A 17,057-nucleotide genomic window follows, 5' to 3' on the forward strand; every position below is an offset into this window, starting at 1 on the left:
TTCCGATCTCCCGCGGAGCGGGTACCACATCGCTGCGCGATGTGCAAGCGAACACCCGCGCTGCGCGCGGGTGTTGCGCTCCCGCTCCGCGGGAGCGCTGGCGGGCGGCTGCGCCGCCCGCTCACCCCTCTTGCTGCGCAAGAGGGGTGACGGTCCGTCCGCTGCACTCCCGGACCGGCGGGACTGCGTCCCGCTACCACGCTTCCGCTTCGCTCCAGCCTGGTCAGCGGGTCCGCTGCGCTCCCCCGCCTGACGGTCCTTCCGGCTGCGCCTCCAGAACCGTTGAGACCCGCTGACGCGGGCCGGGCTGGCTACGAGGGTGAGGGTCGCTCGTTCGTGTCGGGTTTCAGTGTAGCGGGTGCATCAGGCTAATGCAGCATGTACCGTTGGCGGAAACACGAGACATCCCCCCAACCACCCGGGCGGGGCTATAAGCCGGGGAGAAAACTTGAATTCGCTGAGTGTCGAAATGCGCCTCAAGGCGCGGGAGGAAATCCAACATGAGGTTACCGGATTGACGGCGGAGCAGATCCACGAGCGGTATGTGGCTGCTGGTGGCCTGGAAAACCGAGACGACCGGTCGTGGCCTCCCAGTACGGAGGACCGGCTGGCGGCGGTCCGGCGGAACGAGCTGCGGCGCATCTGGGCCCTGATGGGCGGCACGGCGTGGGACGCCTACTCCCCCGAGAACGATGCGCAGGCGGACCGCTGGCGCGAGGCGCTGCAGGACCGTCAGGAAGGTGAGGGAGGTGGGGCGGTGGAGTCTGACTCCGGGCTGATCCGCTATCGGATCGTGGCGCAGCGGACCGACCCGGCTCACCCCGGGGCCTCGGTGGTGACGAACTACACCTACGCGCGGTCCGCTGAGGAGGCTGTGGCAAAGGTGCGCCGGGCGAAGGAGAAGCCGGGTGGCCTGTACGGTGACCAGGGTCTGTACCGCGTTGTCGAGGCTGTCGAGGAGAGCCCGCAGAGCGAGGCTCGTCAACTGCAGGCCGCTCGCGGGCAGTTCCTCACTGCGGTCATGGACGCCGCTGTTGCCGCCCTGGACGACCAGTCGGCCTCTGCACACCCGGAGCTGGTCGACGTCCTGTCCGAGTTCTTCTTCGACACCGTCTTCACTCGCACCATCGTCTCCCCCGACAGCGGAGAGGAGCACGCTCAGCTGCACGCCAGGGACGGGCAGGTCCTGTCCCGCCTGCTCCTGGCCCACCTCGCCCATCACGGCCTGGACCTGGTGGAGGCCGAAGCCCGGCCCTCCGTACGTCTGTCGGAAGCCGAAGGCCGGCGCCCCCGCGATGACGAGGACAGCGAGGCCCCGGCGGAGCTCATCGAGCAGGTCCTCGCCGTCTGCGAGCAGCACTACGCGGCCGTGACCGGCACCAGCGCGAAGCAGTGGGACAGGAAGTCGGCGCGGGAGCTCGTGGACATCGCCCTGCGGACCGTGCGCGTGGCGGAGCGGGAGACCTACCCGCAGGCGTTGGAGGCGTACCTGCACGAGCGCCGAGCGCGGCTGGAGTGGCTGTGGCGCCGCTACGGGCCCGGCGGCATGTTCGCCGGCGAGGTCGTGCTGATCGACCTGCCCGGGTTCCTGGTGCTGTGCGAGAGGATCGAGACATCCCCGCTCTGGCTCGAAGGGATCTGGGCGAAGCACGGCCAGGAGGAAGCCGCGCTCGAAAGGCTTCAGAACAGCTGGCTGTACGAAATGGGGGAAAGGGACGGGCGATGAGCAGGATTCCACTCAAGAAACACCAGCTCCATCAGAAGTCGGCCTTTCGTAGGTGGGTCGGATTCCCTGCAAGGTCATCCGTGCCACCTCAGGGTGCCCGTGGCACGATCGTGTCAGCGACCGGTTCCGGCAAAACGATCATGGCTGCCGCGAGCGCCCTGGAGTGCTTCCCCGAGGGCCGCATCCTCGTCACCGTGCCGACCCTGGACCTGCTCGTGCAGACCGCCCAGGCGTGGCGGGCGGTGGGCCACCGCTCCCCCATGGTCGCCGTATGCTCGCTGGAGAACGACCCGGTCCTGAACGAGCTGGGGGTGCGCACCACCACCAACGCCATCCAGCTTGCCCTGTGGGCGGGCTCGGGGCCCGTGATTGTGTTCGCCACGTACGCCTCTCTCGTGGACCGTGAGGACATCGACGCACCCGAGGGCCAGCGGAAGGTTCGCGGGCCGCTGGAGGCCGCTCTAGCGGGCGGGGAGCGCCTGTACGGGCAGCAGATGGCAGGCTTCGACCTCGCGATCGTGGATGAGGCCCACGGAACCGCCGGTGATCTTGGTCGGCCGTGGGCGGCGATCCACGACAACGCCCGCATCCCCGCCGACTTCCGGCTCTACCTCACCGCGACCCCGCGCATCCTCGCCGCGCCCCGTCCGCAAAAGGGCGCGGACGGCCAGGAGGCGGAGATCGCGACCATGGCCGACGACCCGGAGGGCACGTACGGCGCGTGGCTCGCAGAACTCGGTCTGAGCGAGGCGATCGAACGCGAAATCCTCGCGGGGTTCGAGATCGACGTGCTGGAGATCCGCGATCCCTCCCCCGTCCTCGGGGAGTCGGAGGAGGCGCGGCGTGGCCGGCGCCTGGCGCTCCTTCAGACCGCCCTCCTGGAGCACGCCGCCGCGTACAACCTGCGTACGGTCATGACCTTCCACCAGAAGGTGGAGGAGGCCGCCGCATTCGCGGAGAAGATGCCGGAGACCGCTGCCGAGCTGTACATGAACGACGCCCCGGATGAGGACCTGGCCGCTGCGGACAAGCTGCCGAAGTCCTCGATCGACGCGGAGTTCTACGAACTCGAGGCCGGCCGCCACGTCCCGCCGGACCGGGTGTGGTCGGCGTGGCTGTGCGGCGACCACCTCGTGTCCGAGCGCCGCGAGGTACTGCGGCAGTTCGCCAACGGCATCGACGCGGCCAGCCGCCGGGTCCACCGCGCCTTCCTCGCCAGCGTTCGCGTGCTCGGGGAAGGCGTCGACATCACCGGCGAGCGCGGCGTGGAAGCGATCTGCTTCGCCGACACCCGCGGCTCCCAGGTCGAGATCGTGCAGAACATCGGCCGCGCGCTCCGCCTGAACCGGGACGGCTCCACCAAGGTGGCCAGGATCATCGTGCCAATCTTCCTGGAGCCCGGCGAGGACCCAACCGACATGGTGGCCAGCGCGAGCTTCAAGCCGCTCGTGGCCGTGCTCCAGGGGCTGCGCAGCCACGATGAGCGCCTGGTCGAGCAGCTCGCCTCCCGCGCCCTCACCAGCGGCAAGCGCAAGGTGCACGTCCGGCGCGACGAGGACGGCCGGATCGTCGGCGCCGGCGGCGTGGGTGACGGCAAGGACCAGGGGCACGACGACACCCAGGCCGCCGCCGAATCCGCCCTGCTCCACTTCAGCACTCCCCGGGACGCGGCGACGATCGCGGCGTTCCTGCGCACCCGCGTGTACCGGCCGGAGAGCTTGGTGTGGCTGGAGGGCTACCAGGCCCTCATCCGCTGGCGCGCCGAGAACGAGATCACCGGCCTGTACGCCGTCCCATACGACACCGAGACGACAGTGGGCGTCACCAAGGACTTCCCGCTGGGCAGGTGGGTGCACCAGCAGCGCAAGGCACTGCGGGCGGGTGAGCTGGAGCCGCGCCGCAAGGAGCTGCTCGACTTGCCGGAGGCCGGAATGGTGTGGGAGCCCGGCGAGGAAGCCTGGGAGAGCAAGCTCGCCGCGCTGCGCTCCTACCACCGGGCCACGGGGCACCTCGCCCCGCGTCAGGACGCGGTCTGGGACAATCCGGCCGGCAACGGGCCTGTGCCGGTCGGGCAGCACATGGCCAACCTCCGGCGCAAAGGCCAGAAGAACGGCCTGGGCAAGGACCCGAAGCGGGCGGAGCAGCGTGCGGCGCAGCTCACCGCGATCGACCCCGACTGGGACTGTCCGTGGCCCCTGGACTGGCAACGCCACTTCCGCGTCCTCGCCGACCTCGTCGACGCCGACGGCCACCTGCCCGACATCGCACCCGGCGTACTCATGGACGGCGACGACATCGGCCGGTGGCTCCAGCGGCAGAAACAGCCGGCCACTTGGGCGCAGCTGTCGAACGAGCAGCAGGAGCGGCTGTCTAGGCTAGGCATCAAGCCGCTTCAGGCGCCGTCGCCGGCCCAGGCGGCGGGGCGTGCGGCGAAGGGTCCGAGCAAGGCGCAGCAGGCATTCCAGCGCGGCCTTGCGGCCCTCGCACAGTGGGTCGAGCGAGAAGGCGCCCACCGGCCCGTGCCGAGGGGGCACAGGGAACAGATCACGGTCGACGGCGAGACGGAGCCAGTGGTCGTCAAGCTGGGCGTGTGGGTATCGAACACCCGCGCGAGGTGCGACAAGCTCACTGGGGAGCAACGCGCCGCACTGCGGGAACTGGGCATGCAGTGGGCGTGAGCACGTCTGCTGGCCATCGGAATGCGGTCCTGGCCATGTCCTGTCAGGGGTTGGGGCCCGCGTCTCCTCAGCCGGGGGCCGAGGCTCCTCCCTCAACCCACGAGCAATCCTCGATTCTGGCAGAGTGAACCACGTGCCCGACTATGACCTGACACGCCTTGGAACTCGCGCCTTTGAGCAGCTCGTGGTTGCTCTGGCTCGTCGAGACATCGGACCGGGGGTGCAGGTTTTCGGTGACGGACGCGACGGCGGCCGTGAGGCAACGTTCGAAGGCACGATCAACTGGTCCAGCACATCGGCCGGGGGCGCGGACCGCTTGGACTGCTGGTCGGGGTACACCGTCCTGCAGGCCAAATTCCATGTGAAGCCCGGGCAGACCCCACACGACAACGCTCTGTGGTTGCAGGCGCAGATCAAGAACGAGATCGACGGTTGGATCAGAGCTGCGCAAGCGAGCACCCGCTCTCGTCTTCCCGATTATTTGATCTTTGTCACCAACGTCGACCTGTCCGCTGTTGCCAAGGTTGGCGGGATTGACAAAGTGAACCAGGCCGTGAGGAAACGGCTGACTGAGATGGAGACCACCCGTAGCGGCCTGCGGGTCAAAGACTTTGCGATCTGGCATGGGGACCAGATCCGCTCGATGCTGGATGCCAACCAGGAAGTTCGCTACGCCTTTCCCGCTCTTCTGACGGCCGGTGACGTTCTGGCGAAACTGGCCCCCGACTGGGTCAGCCTGGGGACCTTCGATGCACAGGACCCGTTGCGCGAGCAGCTCCTTCATGCGATCAAGGACGACCGCTGGATCCGGCTGAGTCAGTCAGGCGGTCCGGGTGAGGCGAAGCTCTGGCTCGACGACATCGCGATTGACCTGCCCGCAACTCTCGGCAGTCCCGACGGCGACCTGACCGTCCGAGCCGTTCAGCGTGTGCTGGAGCTTGGCGACATGGTGTTGCGTCAGCGCCAACCAGACCGCATCAAGCGATCCAACGTTGTGCTCGTCGGCGGCCCGGGACAGGGCAAGTCCACCCTCAGCCAACTCATCGCGCAGGCCTACCGGGTGGCACTACTCACGGGCGCCAGTCCGGGGCCTTCAGTCCAGGAAGTCATCGACGGCACACGCTCGGCTCTCGCCCGACTCGGACTGTCAGTCCCCAGCAACCGTCGCTGGCCGACACGTATCGACCTCGCCAAGTATGCCGAGGAGCTGGCCAGCGGCGCCGAGGTTTCCCTGCTGCGATGGATCTCCACACGGCTGTCCGAACGCACCGACCGGGATATCTCTCCCAGCGCGCTCCGTGGGTGGCTCCGAGCATGGCCGTGGGCTCTGATCCTCGATGGCCTTGATGAAGTTCCCTCGGTTGACGCTCGCCGTCTCATCTACAGCAAGATCGACGACCTGCTCACCAGTGCCGAGGACCTCGACGCCGATCTCCTCATCGTGGTCACCACCCGCCCCACCGGCTACGACGAGCGCTTCCCCGCAGACCGCTTCGAACACCTGCAGTTGCAGCGACTCCCTGCCGGTGAGGCAGCAGCCTTCGCTCAGCAGATCACCGACAAGCGTTTCACCGACGATGACGAGATGCGGATCAAGGTGGCCGCACGCATGCGAGACGCTGCTCGTGACCCGGTGACGATCCGCCTGATGGAGACACCGCTACAGGTGACGATCATGTCGTTCATCGTGGAAAAATTCCCCACGCTGCCCCCTGACCGGTTCACGCTGTTCGACATGTACTACCGGACGATGTTCGATCGGGAAGTCGCCAAAGACATCCCCATCGCACGGTTCCTTTCCCAGCACCGCACCCAAATCGACCGTCTCCACGAGCACGTCGGTCTCATCCTCCAAGCCGCCTCCGAAACCGCGGACGGAGCCGAAGCAACGATCAGCCCTCATGGTCTCCACGACATTGCCCTGCAGCGCCTGTTGGACCGCGGATTCACACCCGCCGACGCTGAAACCCATGCCGGAGCCCTAGTCGAAGCCGCCACCCACCGGCTCGTCCTACTTGGTCCCCGGGACAACGGAGTCGGCTTCGACATCCGCACCCTCCAAGAGCTGATGGCCGCGCGCGCCATCGCCGAAGGCGATGACGCTGTCGTGATGTCCCGGCTACGACTGATCGCCCACCACCCCCACTGGCGTAACACCTGGCTGCTCGCCGCTGGCGAGCTCCTCCTACGTTCCGAACGCTTCGAAAAGAGAATCCTCGACCTACTCAAACAACTCGACTCCGATCCCCACCGGCTGAACGCCCGCTACCCCGCCGCGCCAGCACTCGCCGCGGATGTCCTCGATGACAACCTCGCCGCTAAACGGCCCCGCTTCGAACGAGGTCTCATCGAACGGCTGCTCAGCGTCCTGGACCGCCCACCGGTCGTTGACGTACCGCGCCTCGCCACAACACTCCTGCGCATCGCCAGCACAGACACCTACCGTCGGCTCGTCTACGACCGCATCAGCTCCGCTGCGTCAGCCGGAGCCGCACGCCGAGCCGCTGCCGCCCTTGTGCTGGAAGAGATGGCCATGGAGGTTCCCTCTCACGACGCACGGCTCACCAGCATGCTCAATGCCTACCGCGCGCTGGCGATTCCTGAGACTGAGGTGCAGGCGATAGGTGCCTGGCAGGGTATGTCAACACGCAGCATTCCCCTTGAGGGCGCCGATGGTACGGAAGCCCATTTCCGTGTGCTGGGTCACGTCACTCTCTTCTATGGTCCAGACCCGAAGACCGTCTCGTTGCCTGCCTACCTCGAGGAACTCGTGGAACCTGTCGGCCTCAGCGACAAGGATCTACAAGTCCTACGAAGCGGCCTCGCGACGCTGTCGGACTCTCGCTACTGTCTCTCCGGCCCTCCGCCTGGAACCGCCATTCCTGTCGTCCTACACAGCGGACCGGCGGAACCTCTTGTGCAGGCCCTTCAGAACGAGGATGTCGCAGCCTCACTCGACCTCGCCCTCAGCGCTTTGCCATCCACGCACTGGACTATCGAAGCCATGCTCGGTGCCACCTTCAAACCCAGCCAGAACCGGCAACCTGTCGGACCCACACTCCTGCTCGCCATCGCCGAGGACCACACCACAGACAACTACTACGCCGACTGATCCGCCTTTCAAGGCAGTAGCGACAGCGCGTCATCAACCCGGTACTTCAACGGCCCCGGTCGCCGTGGTCCTGAAGCTAGGCATGCAGTCTTCGAGTCCCTTTCTCCACTCGGGCAGCCCCGCATCTGGTGCGGAGTCCGAGCAAGGCGCAGCAGGCCGGCCCGGGGGTCGGGACACCCCATCCCGGCTCCCGTAGCCGACGTCGGCCGGTGCTGTCCCGAAGACGCTGGAACTGGCGGGCGAGGGCGAGCGGTGTGGGAGGACTGAAGTCACGGGCTGCAGGATGCCGGCCTGTCGACTGGCCGCATGGGGAGGCGCACGTGGGGCATATCGAGCAAGGGCTGGGGCAGGCGCTGCGCACCCGGCCCGTTCCCTTGAGCACCGAGGCTCGCCTGCGGTTTCTGCTGGCAACGCATCGGTATTCCACCCAGAAGGTGGCCGCGGTCCTTGGGGTGTCGCAGCGCACCGTGCAGAGGTGGGTGACAAAGAAGCCCGGAGCGCGTCGCCCGCCAGGCCCGCTGCATCTGCGGGCGATTGAGGAAGCAGTCCTGGCTCGGTGGCAGCCTCGAATACGAGCTCGCCGGCGCGCCCAGGCCGAAGCGGAGGGCTTCGTCTTCCACACCAGGGCGCGATTCGGGTTCGCTGCTGCGGCCGGTTCCTCGGACGACCCGCGGGTGCGGTGGATCACCCAGTACCTGCCGGGAGAGGTAGCCCGGGAGTTGTTCGCCGCCCGGGACGCCGGCGCGGGTGAGCAGCAGCAGATGGTGATCCTCGCCCGCGCGCTGGGGCATGCCTACTTCCGCGATGGGGGTCGCCGCGCCCACGGCCTGCACATCGCCTTCAGCGACCTCGAGTTCGCCGACTTCTCGATCGGATGAGCGTGCCCTGTTCGGACGCGTCAGGGGCCTTCAGCGCCGCGAGTGCCTGGTGCGTACGGCCAGCATCGCTTCGTACCTGTTGGCTTCCTGCCGCTCGCGCCAGTCCCACTCCACACGGCCGGCCGGGCCTTGGCGGCGGGCCACAGGCGGCTGGGACGGGCGCAGCCTGGCCGTCTCAGCCACGCGCAGCAGGAGGGCACGGCCTCCTGGCGTGGCGAACAATTCGTGGTCCTCGCCGGATACGAGCCGGGCGAAGCAGGCCGCGGCCCGCAGGAAGACACCCGCCCAGGGCGGTACGGGGTAGGCGGCGCAGCCGTCGGTGTAGCGGGCGCGGTCGTGCAGGGCGAGTGTGGCCGCAGCGTCGTCGTAGTCGCGAGGGCGTGCGGTAGCAAGTTGCTGGAGGGACGCACCGGTGATCAGTGCAGCGGCAACGGTCGCGGCCAGGCGAGGGTGCGCGGTCACCCCATGAAGCCGATGAGCGACTTGCTGGGCAGCGTACAGGGTGAGAGGTGTGGGCGGTGGGCGGTGCCGCCAGACGATCGGCGGCGGCGTGCACGGGGCGGCGCATGGGCTGGGACTGTCGTAGGAGACGAGGCGGTCGAGTGCAGGCAGGGTGAGCCATCGGCTGCTTGGCCGGCCCGGTTGGTCTGCAGGCAGGGGCACGGGGGCGGTCGCGCCGTAGTAGTGGCGGCGGGCGGTTTGAAAGTCGGTAGTGATGATGTGGTCGGCCGCTTGCAGGGCTTGGTGCAGGGCGGTGGGCAGGTGGGGCCGGTGGCAGACCAAGATCAGGTGGATACCGGTGAGCGTGCGCAGTTGCAGGAGGCGCATCGCGCGGCGGGCGGTGAGGCGGTGGGCGCGCAGGACGATCAGCCGGGTGACGGGAAGAGCAGTGATCCAGGCCGTGGCGGCTTCCCATGCTGGCTGACGGCCACCAGGAAAACGGCCTGGAAGCAGGGGCGGCTTTTCCAGGGCGGCGAGAAGGTCGTGGGCGAGGCCGGTTTCGCTGGTGGTGCCCGGGCCGGGGTGCAGGGTGATCCGGCCGGACGGCGGATGGTGGGCGGCCAGGGCGGTGTGCGTGTGAATCACGTCGTCATGGCGGTCGATGACCACGGTGACGGGCGGTGGCGCGGCGAGCGGCATGGCGGCGTGGTGGTCAGGCGAGGCGGCTGAAGGCCCAGCGCAGCAGCTCTTGGTCGACGCGTGGGCGGCCGGTGCGGGCCAGTGCGGTGCGGGTGTGGGCGGTCAGCTGGGCCCAGGCGCGGAAGTTGCCGTGTGCGGCGTGGCTGTCGGCGAAGGTGATGTCGTCGGGGTCGGCGTCGGCCCAGATGGGGTGGAACAGGGGGATGGCTTCGAGGACTTCGCTGGGGGTGAGGCGGGTGAAGTGCTGCCAGATGAAGATCCGGGAGGACAGCATCGGCTCGCGGCGCAGCACGGTGTGGCAGCCCTCCCCGCCGACGAAGATGATCGCCAGCTGGGTGGCCGGTTCGTCCCACAGATAGCGGAAATATTCGAACGCCTCCCCGTTGAGCCACTGGGCCTCATCCACCAGGAAGGTACGAGGGCGTTCAGCCAGAGCGGTCTTCAGTAGACGGTCGAATTCACTGGGGTGGCGCGGCGGTTCACCGGCCAAGTCGAGCGCGGTGAACAACTCGTAGCGCACCGCGCGGGCGGTGGGCCGGGCACGGAAGGTGATCTTGCGGACGTCCTCGTGCGGTTCGAGTCCGCGCAGGCAGGTGTTGACGGCGAGGGTCTTGCCGAAGCCGGCCCCGCCGTGGATGCACATCATGGCCCGCGCGGCGACCGTGTCGGCGATGTTCTCCCGGGCGGTGAGCAAGGCGCGGGTGGTGACCACAGAGGCATCGGGCAGGTCGACGTACTGGTAGGTGGCCGCGGTCACGAGGCGTCTCCGTCTTCATCGGTGGTGAGAGGTGTAGCCCTCCCGTCGCGGCCGTCCGGGACGGAAGCGCCACCACGGCCGGACGGGTGCAGGATGGGCGGGCCTGGCGTGGTCAGCGCGGCTAGGGAAGCAGGGGTGCGCCAATCGGCCGGGGGCGCGGCGGGCGGGATGAGGTCCGGCATCGCGAGCTGCGCGAGGTCGGCGTCGGCGGTCTGGGCGAGTTCGGCCTCGGCCTGCGCGGTGGTCAGCACGCCAAGCCGCTGAAGTGCCGCGGGCTGGTTCACGGCGGCGTAGCGCTCGCGCTGCGAGGCCTCCAAGTCCTTCTTCAGACGGCGAGCACGGGCGGCCCGTGTTCGCCGTACGGCGCTGATCTGTTCGTCGGTGGCCTGGTCGGCTAGGTCCGCGGGGCCCAGGTAGCGGCCGGTGGCGGCGTGGTAGATCTCGATGCGGTGGTCGTGGTGGGGCATGAAGCGGATGCGGACCTGGATCCCGGCCTGGCCGGTCATCCACGGCCCCACGTAGTCGCGTTTCCGGAAGCGGATGCCGCGGGTGGTCAGCGTGCGGGTGCCGGCGTCCTCCAAGGTGAACGTCCACAGATCCGCGGCCGGCACGTCCCGCAGCGGGGTGGGATCGTCCTGCCACGCCTGAAGCGGGGTCTTGCCCCGCAACGGCGCGGGACGGTGCTCGGTGTTCCACCAGAGCGTCCAGGCCAGAAGCTGGGTGGTGAAGTCCTCGAAGCCCAACAGCACTTCGTCCTTCGGACGGGAGGAGCGTTTGCCTGGGCGCGGCTGGCGGGCGTAGCCGGGCAGCGAGGCCAGGAACATGCTCTCCACCGCCCGGTTCAGGCCCTCCACGGTGCCCTTGAGGTGGGGGGTGTAGGCGGGCAGGTCCTCCACGGTGACGTCCAGGAGATCGAACGCTGCGGTCACCGTCCGGGACAGGAAGTCCTTGCCACGGTCGACGCGTACCTTCTCGGGCACGCCGCCGAACGGACCGTAGGGGTCCTCACGCAGAACCGCGGAGCGCAGCGCGGCCAGCACCGACTCCCGCGACGGATCCCCCGGCGTGACCGCGACACCAGTGACCGCGTTCGTCGCGCAGTCAGTGAACCAGGTGATCCACGGCCTGCGAGCCTTGCCCTCGACATCGACCAGCACCGGCGCCTGCATGTGGTCCGTCTCCCACACCTGATTGCGCCAACCCCGCGGCCGGGCCAGGAACACATCATGCTTGCGCGCCGCCCGCTCCCCACCCGCGAGCCCCGCCCGCTCCCCCGGCGCCAGATCACGGCGAATCGCCCGGTGCAGCGTCGTCAGCGACGGTGCGTTGGCAGGCGGAGACTGCCTAGCAGCACGCAGGACCAGTTCGCGGTGGACCGCCCGCACGTTCCCCTTCCACAACGCCAACAGCCCACGGACCTCGGGCGTGACCGTGAACCTTGCATCGCCCCGGGAGCGTGCGCCGGGGTTAGCGGCCGCGGTCTCATCCCTCTGAGCGGCGGCCAGCCAGCGCCACACCGTGCGCTCCGACACTCCTAACGCGTCCGCGGCCACCCGTACATGGACTGCTGTCAGCTTCTTCCCTGCCCGTAGTGCGAGCAGCCGCCGCACGGCCGGACCGCGCAGTGCCGTCCTCGACGCCGCAGGCAGTCCGCCGTCTGGGCGGATGGCGTCGCCGTCCTTCATGTCAGCTCCCCTCACGCGGGTGGGACGTCGTGTGCTTGCCGGTGGCCGGGAGCATGCGATCGCCCTCCCGTTGCTTGCAGGAGCGCTCCGTTCACAGTGGCGGCGCGACCCGCTGGAACAGCCGCCTCAGCAAGGCCCGGTCGATGGATGCATCAGCAATGGTGAGCAGCGCGTTCTGCAGGTGCGCAGTCAAAGCGGCCCACGTGCGGAACGTGCCGTGCGCGCACGACCGGTCGATCCACGTCAGATCCGCAGCCGGTACGGTGCGCCACAGCGGATGGAAGCCGGTCACCACGGTCGCCACTTCCGCTCCGGTCAAGCGTGGAACCTCCTGCCACGCCACCACCCGCGATGCCAGCTGCGGCAGCCCGGACAGCGCCCGCTCGCTGCCCGCCCCGCACAGCACCAGCGTGACCCGGGTGCCGGGGTGGTCCCACAGGCTCTGCAGGTACTCCAGGCACGGCACGGGCAGGCGCTGTGCCTCGTCGACCACCAGCACCCGCGCCTCACCCAAGGCCCCCGTGACCGCGGCGTCGGCCAGCGCCGACGTGTGCGGGAAACGGCCCGCCAGCCCCAGCGCGTCGAATACCGCCCGCCTCATGCCAGCCACCGACGGGCGCACCGGCACCGGCACCCACGTCACCTTCCAGCCCGGGGGCACTTCGTGGAGCGCCATCCGCACGGCCGCGGTCTTGCCCCGGCCCGGATCGCCGAACACACACACCGCACCCTGGGACGCCATCGCCTGCCCGACCGCCTCGGCCACCGCCCGCACCCACGACGTCCGCACCAGCTGCGCTCCCGCCGGCAACGCCACACCCGCCAGCGCACCGCTCTGCCCCACCGGCAAGCCGCTGGTCGCCTCTGGCCCGAGACGCGGTGGCGCAGACGTCTTCACCGCGCCGCCCCCCTGCGGCCCGGCCAGGGCGAGGTCAGCCAGTGCCTGCCGCGTTTGCTGCTCATCCCGCTCCCGCCGCACCACCGCGCGGTCCGGCAGGACCCTGCCAGCCTCCAAGTCCCGGCGCACCACCCGGTGCAACGACGCCAGCGAGGGCACCTCGCCCCCGGCCGCCTTCAGATGCCGGTGCAGCGCCGCCACATTCCCGCCCGCCTGCGCCAGCACCTCCCACATCTGGTCGGGCAACTCCAGCCGGGCCCGCGGCCTGCGCTCCATGCGGCCCTCCGTCCGCGCCGCATCCAGCCAGCGCCACACCGTGCGCACATTCACCCCGCCGACCTGGGCGCCCGCCCGCACATGCGCCGTCGTCAACGCCCCGGCCGCATCCAGCTCCAGCAGCCGCGCAACCAGCACCGGCCTGGACACCCTCAACCCCGCCGTGACCTCACCCCACGCGCCCGGCTCCCCCACCCCACACCCTTCCGCCCGCGGACACCGTTACCGGCCACCGTGCCGCCGCGCAGCCCCCGGAAGGATCAGAAGTGCCGTTCTCAAGACAGTGGAGCGGAACGAGGTGTACCGCCCCATGACAGCCACGCCGCTACAGAAACCGCCCCATGACAGTGACCACGCCCTTCCTCAGCACCCGACCATCGAAAACACCCACCTCTGATGCGCCGTCACTGACACCCACCCACTGACACCAAACCGGCACATCGCAGGTCGCATTACGACGTCGCGTGGGAGGAGGGTCTCGCGGCGGCGCGCGGGTGGGCGGCCGAGGCGGGCCACCTTTTGGCGCCGACCGACGCGACCTACCAGGGTTACCGGGTGGGTATCTGGCTGAAGAACCAGCGGGCCGCCGCCCGGAAGGCGGCCGGGATCGAGCAGCGGCGTGTCCGGGGCCTGCCGGTTGTGTCGGCGGCCGGCGCACTGCCGGAGGGACGGCGCGAGCAGCTCGAGGACATCGACCCTTCGTGGTGCCCGAGTTGGCCGGTGGAGTGGCAACGCTGCTTCCACCTCACCCGGCTCCACCTGGAGGCCGGCGGTGTGCTGCCGACCGAGCCGGGCGGCGTCGTGCTCCAGGGCGAGGATCTCGGGCGGTGGGTACGGGGGCAGCGACTGGGCTGGGACAAGCTCACGGCGGTGCAGCAGTGGCTGTGCGAGCAGGTCCTCGGGATCGAGCCCGCCGGCGAGGACGAGAAGCCGCCCCCGCGCCGTAGTCAGGCCGACAAATGGGCGTTGAACTACGAGGCCGCCAAGCAGTTCTACGAGCGCGAGGGGCACTTGCGCGTACCGAGGGCGCACGTCGAACGGATCGGCGTCGGCAGTGGGGATGAGAGCGGGCACCAAGAAGTGCGAGGGGTGCGGCTTGGTGCATGGATCGGGAACCAGCGCAGTCGGGCCGCCGCCTTGTCCTCCGGACGCGTGGAGCAGCTCTCCGCCATCGGTATGCGCTGGTAGTGATGGGCGTCGTCGTTACCGGGGTTGCCGCGCTCGCGGCGGGCTATCTGCTCGGGCGGCTGCGTCCGTGGCGGTGCCTGGGTGACTGGGCGGCTGATCAGGTTCGTTTCACCGGGGCGTGGGTTCGGGGCGGTGCCGGACGGAGTCCAGTTCCGTTAGCCGGGTCACCAGCAGGCCGGCTTCTTCAGGGTCCGTGCGGATCCCGAAGACGTCGTCGAGCAGCTTGGGCACGTCGTGTGGCCTGACGGTTTCCGTCGTCCGGTCCCGGCCCGGGCGTTCCGTCGTCCAGACCAGCGCGTCGAGCGTGTCGTACCGGTCCGTGCCCCGTCGCTGGATGTACGGGCGGGTGACGAACGGGGAGCGGTCATGCGTGGCCACGAAGTGGTTGCCGACCGTGTAGTCGACGGGGTATTGGGGGGTTTCGGTGAAGACCTGCCGCACCACCCAGTGTTCTGGCCCTTTCGAATCGTCCCTGCGCTGGTGCACCGCCCAGCCTGGGGAGCCGTGAGTGATGTTCTGCCAGTGCAGTAGGTACGGCCGCGGGTCCGCTTGGCTGCGGCCGCCGTCGACCAGTTCGATGGGCTCCAGAGGGCTGTCGCCGAAGCCGATGTCGTTCAGCCAGCGTGTGCCGTCCAGGTCGACGATCAGCATCGCGTGGGTCGCTGGGCGGGGGTTGGTGGAGTCCGCGCCCAGCTGCACCCGGCCGGAGACGGCGGTGAAGCGGAATCCGAGCTTTTCCAGCGCGGCGGCGAAGAGCACGACGTGCTCGTAGCAATAGCCGCCCCGGCTCCGGCGTACTAGCTTGTCCTGGACGGAGGGCACGTCGAGCCGCACCTGGCGGTACAGGAAGCTGTCGAGGGTGTCCCAGCGGACGGTCAGGACGTGTGCGCGCTGCAGGGCGCGCAGCGTTTCGAGGGTGGGTGTCCGGTCGCCCTCGTATCCGAGGTGGGCGAGGTAGGCGTCGAGGTCGAGGTGTTCGCTGCTCCACATGTTCGGGTCAACTTCATGGTTCTTGGCAGCTATTCCATGTCCGGGGCGTCTGGCGATCGGACTGCGTTGTGGTCTGCCGGAATCATCGCTGGTCGAGTAGTTTCACATCGTGCACGGCAGCGCCGGGCTCGGGCGCGTCTCGTCGGGTTTGTGGGAGCCGCTTGTGCGGTAGGGCGCTTGCGGCGCGACGCTCTGGGGTGGTTGTTGAGCGTGTTCACAGGTTGTGGCAGTTGCTTTTCCAGCTGGCGGTGAGCGTTTCGTTTTCACGCACGGGCCTGGTGCTGGGGAGCGGCGCCTTTGAGGGTGGCTTCTGCGGGATCTGGATGTGGACGGCTGTCATCGGCCTCGCTGCTCTGCTTTCCGGTATCTACCGTTACGGGTGGGTCTGCCTCGGCCGGCCTCTCGTTGTGTCCGTGAGTCCGTGAGCTCTGCCTGCAGACGGGGCTCCCTGGGGTGCGCTGGTGTCGCGAACGGTTGCTGAGGTGGTGGACCGGCGGGTCTTTGGGTGAGGGCGCCGCGTGACGTGTATGTGTTGGTGATCTGCAGGGGCAGGCGGATCTGGGAGGGCAGTTTGGCCATGTTGTGCGGTGTCGGCTGGGCCGAGCCACTAGGGCGTCGCTCTCGTCGTCGATGTCGGCGCCCTGCTCGTCGAAGCCCGCGTCAGTGGCGACGCGGCCGGTTGTGACGAGCTGCTGGAGCTCTTGGCCGGATACGGTGACGGCTCTGCCGGTTCGATACCGGTGGTCATCGAGGCTTACCGGGCTGCTGGTGGCGGCCCTGTGCACCGGCAGCCGCGAGGTCTTCGTGATCGGCTTGCTCGTGGCCGTCCGCTGCCGCGGCCGGCGCAGCGTCAGTCGTGGGAAGTCCGATCCCGGCGTCGCTGTGGTTGTGGCGAACCTGCGCACCGACATGCACGTCCATCGGCTGTTGCCCGCCGATTCCGAGCTCGCCCGCGCCGTGTCCGGTCTGGCCCGCGCCCAGTAGGGTGCCCGTCTGGAGCCGGCCGCAGGTCGCCGACCGGGTCCGTTCGCTGCTGTGGGGGTACTGCTCTGCCGTCCTGGATGTTTTCCAGGGCGGGGAAGGCGGCTTGGTCGGTCCGGATGCCCGTGTTGTTCTCGTTCTGGCTCCTTCTCGGCGAGAGCGGGGAAACGGGAACGGCTTCGGTCACCGGTTCGTGGCTCTCTTCATGCGGCTGGACGGGCCGCCTGCCGGGCTGCGGGTGACCTTGCGGCAGCCGTTGGTGAGGTCTTCCGCCGGCGTCCCGACAGCAGCATGCTGACGGCGAGGTCCTGTTCAGCTTCCCCTGCCTCGGGCCACTGCTCGGAGCACGTGTCCTCGCCGAAGGGGTGCGGCGACCGGCGCCGCTTCGCGGACGCTGGAGCTCTGATGGGGTGTGGGGGTCCGCCTCGATCATCCGTGCGTCCGGCAGGAGACGCTTTGTCGGCCGCCGGTTCGTCAAGGACGACGGCTCGTGAGCGCCGGCTTCCTCTGGTCCTTCTCGGCTCTTCATGTCTCCCTTGGAGCCACCGTCTGCTGCCGGTGCCGGCACGAGCAGAGCGACTGGCACGACGCAGCCGCGTCACCTGCTCAACCGCTTCGTCGGGCAACTCGCCCACTGCCTACAGGCCCGGCACCATGTGGCGAGCGGCTTGCCTTGCCGTCTCGGCCATCCCGTCACAGCCGGTGTGTTGACCTGGAGCGATCACGTCGCCCGGGTCCCGCCGGGCGC

General features: G+C 69.0%; 10 protein-coding genes and 2 pseudogenes. 7 read left to right on the forward strand and 5 right to left on the reverse strand.

Annotation, left to right across the window (positions count from 1 at the left end; all coding sequences use genetic code 11):
• The first annotated feature begins 514 nt into the window (after positions 1 to 514).
• From ACZ6A9_RS31375 to tpg, 4 genes are all read left to right on the forward strand, one after another.
• Complete coding sequence (locus ACZ6A9_RS31375; protein ID WP_468992616.1) at positions 515 to 1,726, forward strand: hypothetical protein; 1,212 nt, start codon at positions 515 to 517, stop codon at positions 1,724 to 1,726.
• Positions 1,723 to 4,404: a helicase associated domain-containing protein gene (locus ACZ6A9_RS31380; RefSeq protein WP_468992619.1), complete on the forward strand. Its 2,682-nt coding sequence runs from the start codon at positions 1,723 to 1,725 to the stop codon at positions 4,402 to 4,404. Before ACZ6A9_RS31375 ends, ACZ6A9_RS31380 begins: the two co-directional genes overlap by 4 nt.
• Before the next feature lie 133 nt (positions 4,405 to 4,537).
• Complete coding sequence (locus ACZ6A9_RS31385) at positions 4,538 to 7,516, forward strand: NACHT domain-containing protein (RefSeq protein WP_468992625.1); 2,979 nt, start codon at positions 4,538 to 4,540, stop codon at positions 7,514 to 7,516.
• Positions 7,517 to 7,836: 320 nt separating this feature from the next.
• The gene (tpg, locus tag ACZ6A9_RS31390) at positions 7,837 to 8,394 is read left to right on the forward strand and encodes a telomere-protecting terminal protein Tpg (protein WP_164334469.1); all 558 of its coding nucleotides are present in this window, start codon (positions 7,837 to 7,839) and stop codon (positions 8,392 to 8,394) included.
• 30 nt (positions 8,395 to 8,424) lie between these two features.
• On the opposite strand, the gene ACZ6A9_RS31395 is transcribed toward tpg, so the two are convergent.
• From ACZ6A9_RS31395 to ACZ6A9_RS31410, 4 genes are all read right to left on the reverse strand, one after another.
• Positions 8,425 to 9,534, reverse strand: coding sequence for a hypothetical protein (locus ACZ6A9_RS31395; protein WP_203591903.1), 1,110 nt, complete (start codon positions 9,532 to 9,534; stop codon positions 8,425 to 8,427).
• 13 nt (positions 9,535 to 9,547) lie between these two features.
• Positions 9,548 to 10,291, reverse strand: coding sequence for an ATP-binding protein (locus ACZ6A9_RS31400; RefSeq protein ID WP_343239708.1), 744 nt, complete (start codon positions 10,289 to 10,291; stop codon positions 9,548 to 9,550).
• Positions 10,288 to 11,901: a Mu transposase C-terminal domain-containing protein gene (locus tag ACZ6A9_RS31405; protein WP_343244104.1), complete on the reverse strand. Its 1,614-nt coding sequence runs from the start codon at positions 11,899 to 11,901 to the stop codon at positions 10,288 to 10,290. The genes ACZ6A9_RS31400 and ACZ6A9_RS31405 overlap by 4 nt, the downstream gene beginning before the upstream one ends.
• A gap of 166 nt (positions 11,902 to 12,067) precedes the next feature.
• Positions 12,068 to 13,288: an ATP-binding protein gene (locus ACZ6A9_RS31410; protein WP_343239709.1), complete on the reverse strand. Its 1,221-nt coding sequence runs from the start codon at positions 13,286 to 13,288 to the stop codon at positions 12,068 to 12,070.
• Positions 13,289 to 13,618: 330 nt separating this feature from the next.
• On the opposite strand from ACZ6A9_RS31410, the pseudogene ACZ6A9_RS31415 reads away from it, so the two are divergent.
• Positions 13,619 to 13,834: pseudogene (locus tag ACZ6A9_RS31415) on the forward strand (helicase associated domain-containing protein); the annotation flags it as partial.
• A 186-nt stretch (positions 13,835 to 14,020) separates the two neighbouring features.
• Positions 14,021 to 14,338 (forward strand): helicase associated domain-containing protein, encoded by a 318-nt coding sequence (locus ACZ6A9_RS31420; protein WP_468992872.1) that lies wholly within the window; start codon positions 14,021 to 14,023, stop codon positions 14,336 to 14,338.
• A gap of 108 nt (positions 14,339 to 14,446) precedes the next feature.
• Here the strand turns inward: ACZ6A9_RS31420 and ACZ6A9_RS31425 are convergent, their stop codons facing one another.
• Positions 14,447 to 15,328, reverse strand: coding sequence for an arylamine N-acetyltransferase family protein (locus ACZ6A9_RS31425; RefSeq protein WP_468992641.1), 882 nt, complete (start codon positions 15,326 to 15,328; stop codon positions 14,447 to 14,449).
• A 556-nt stretch (positions 15,329 to 15,884) separates the two neighbouring features.
• On the opposite strand from ACZ6A9_RS31425, the pseudogene ACZ6A9_RS31430 reads away from it, so the two are divergent.
• Positions 15,885 to 16,965 (forward strand): annotated as a pseudogene (locus ACZ6A9_RS31430) (IS110 family transposase); the annotation flags it as partial.
• Positions 16,966 to 17,057 lie beyond the last annotated feature (92 nt).

It is taken from the genome of Streptomyces sp. NPDC041124 (assembly GCF_055592385.1).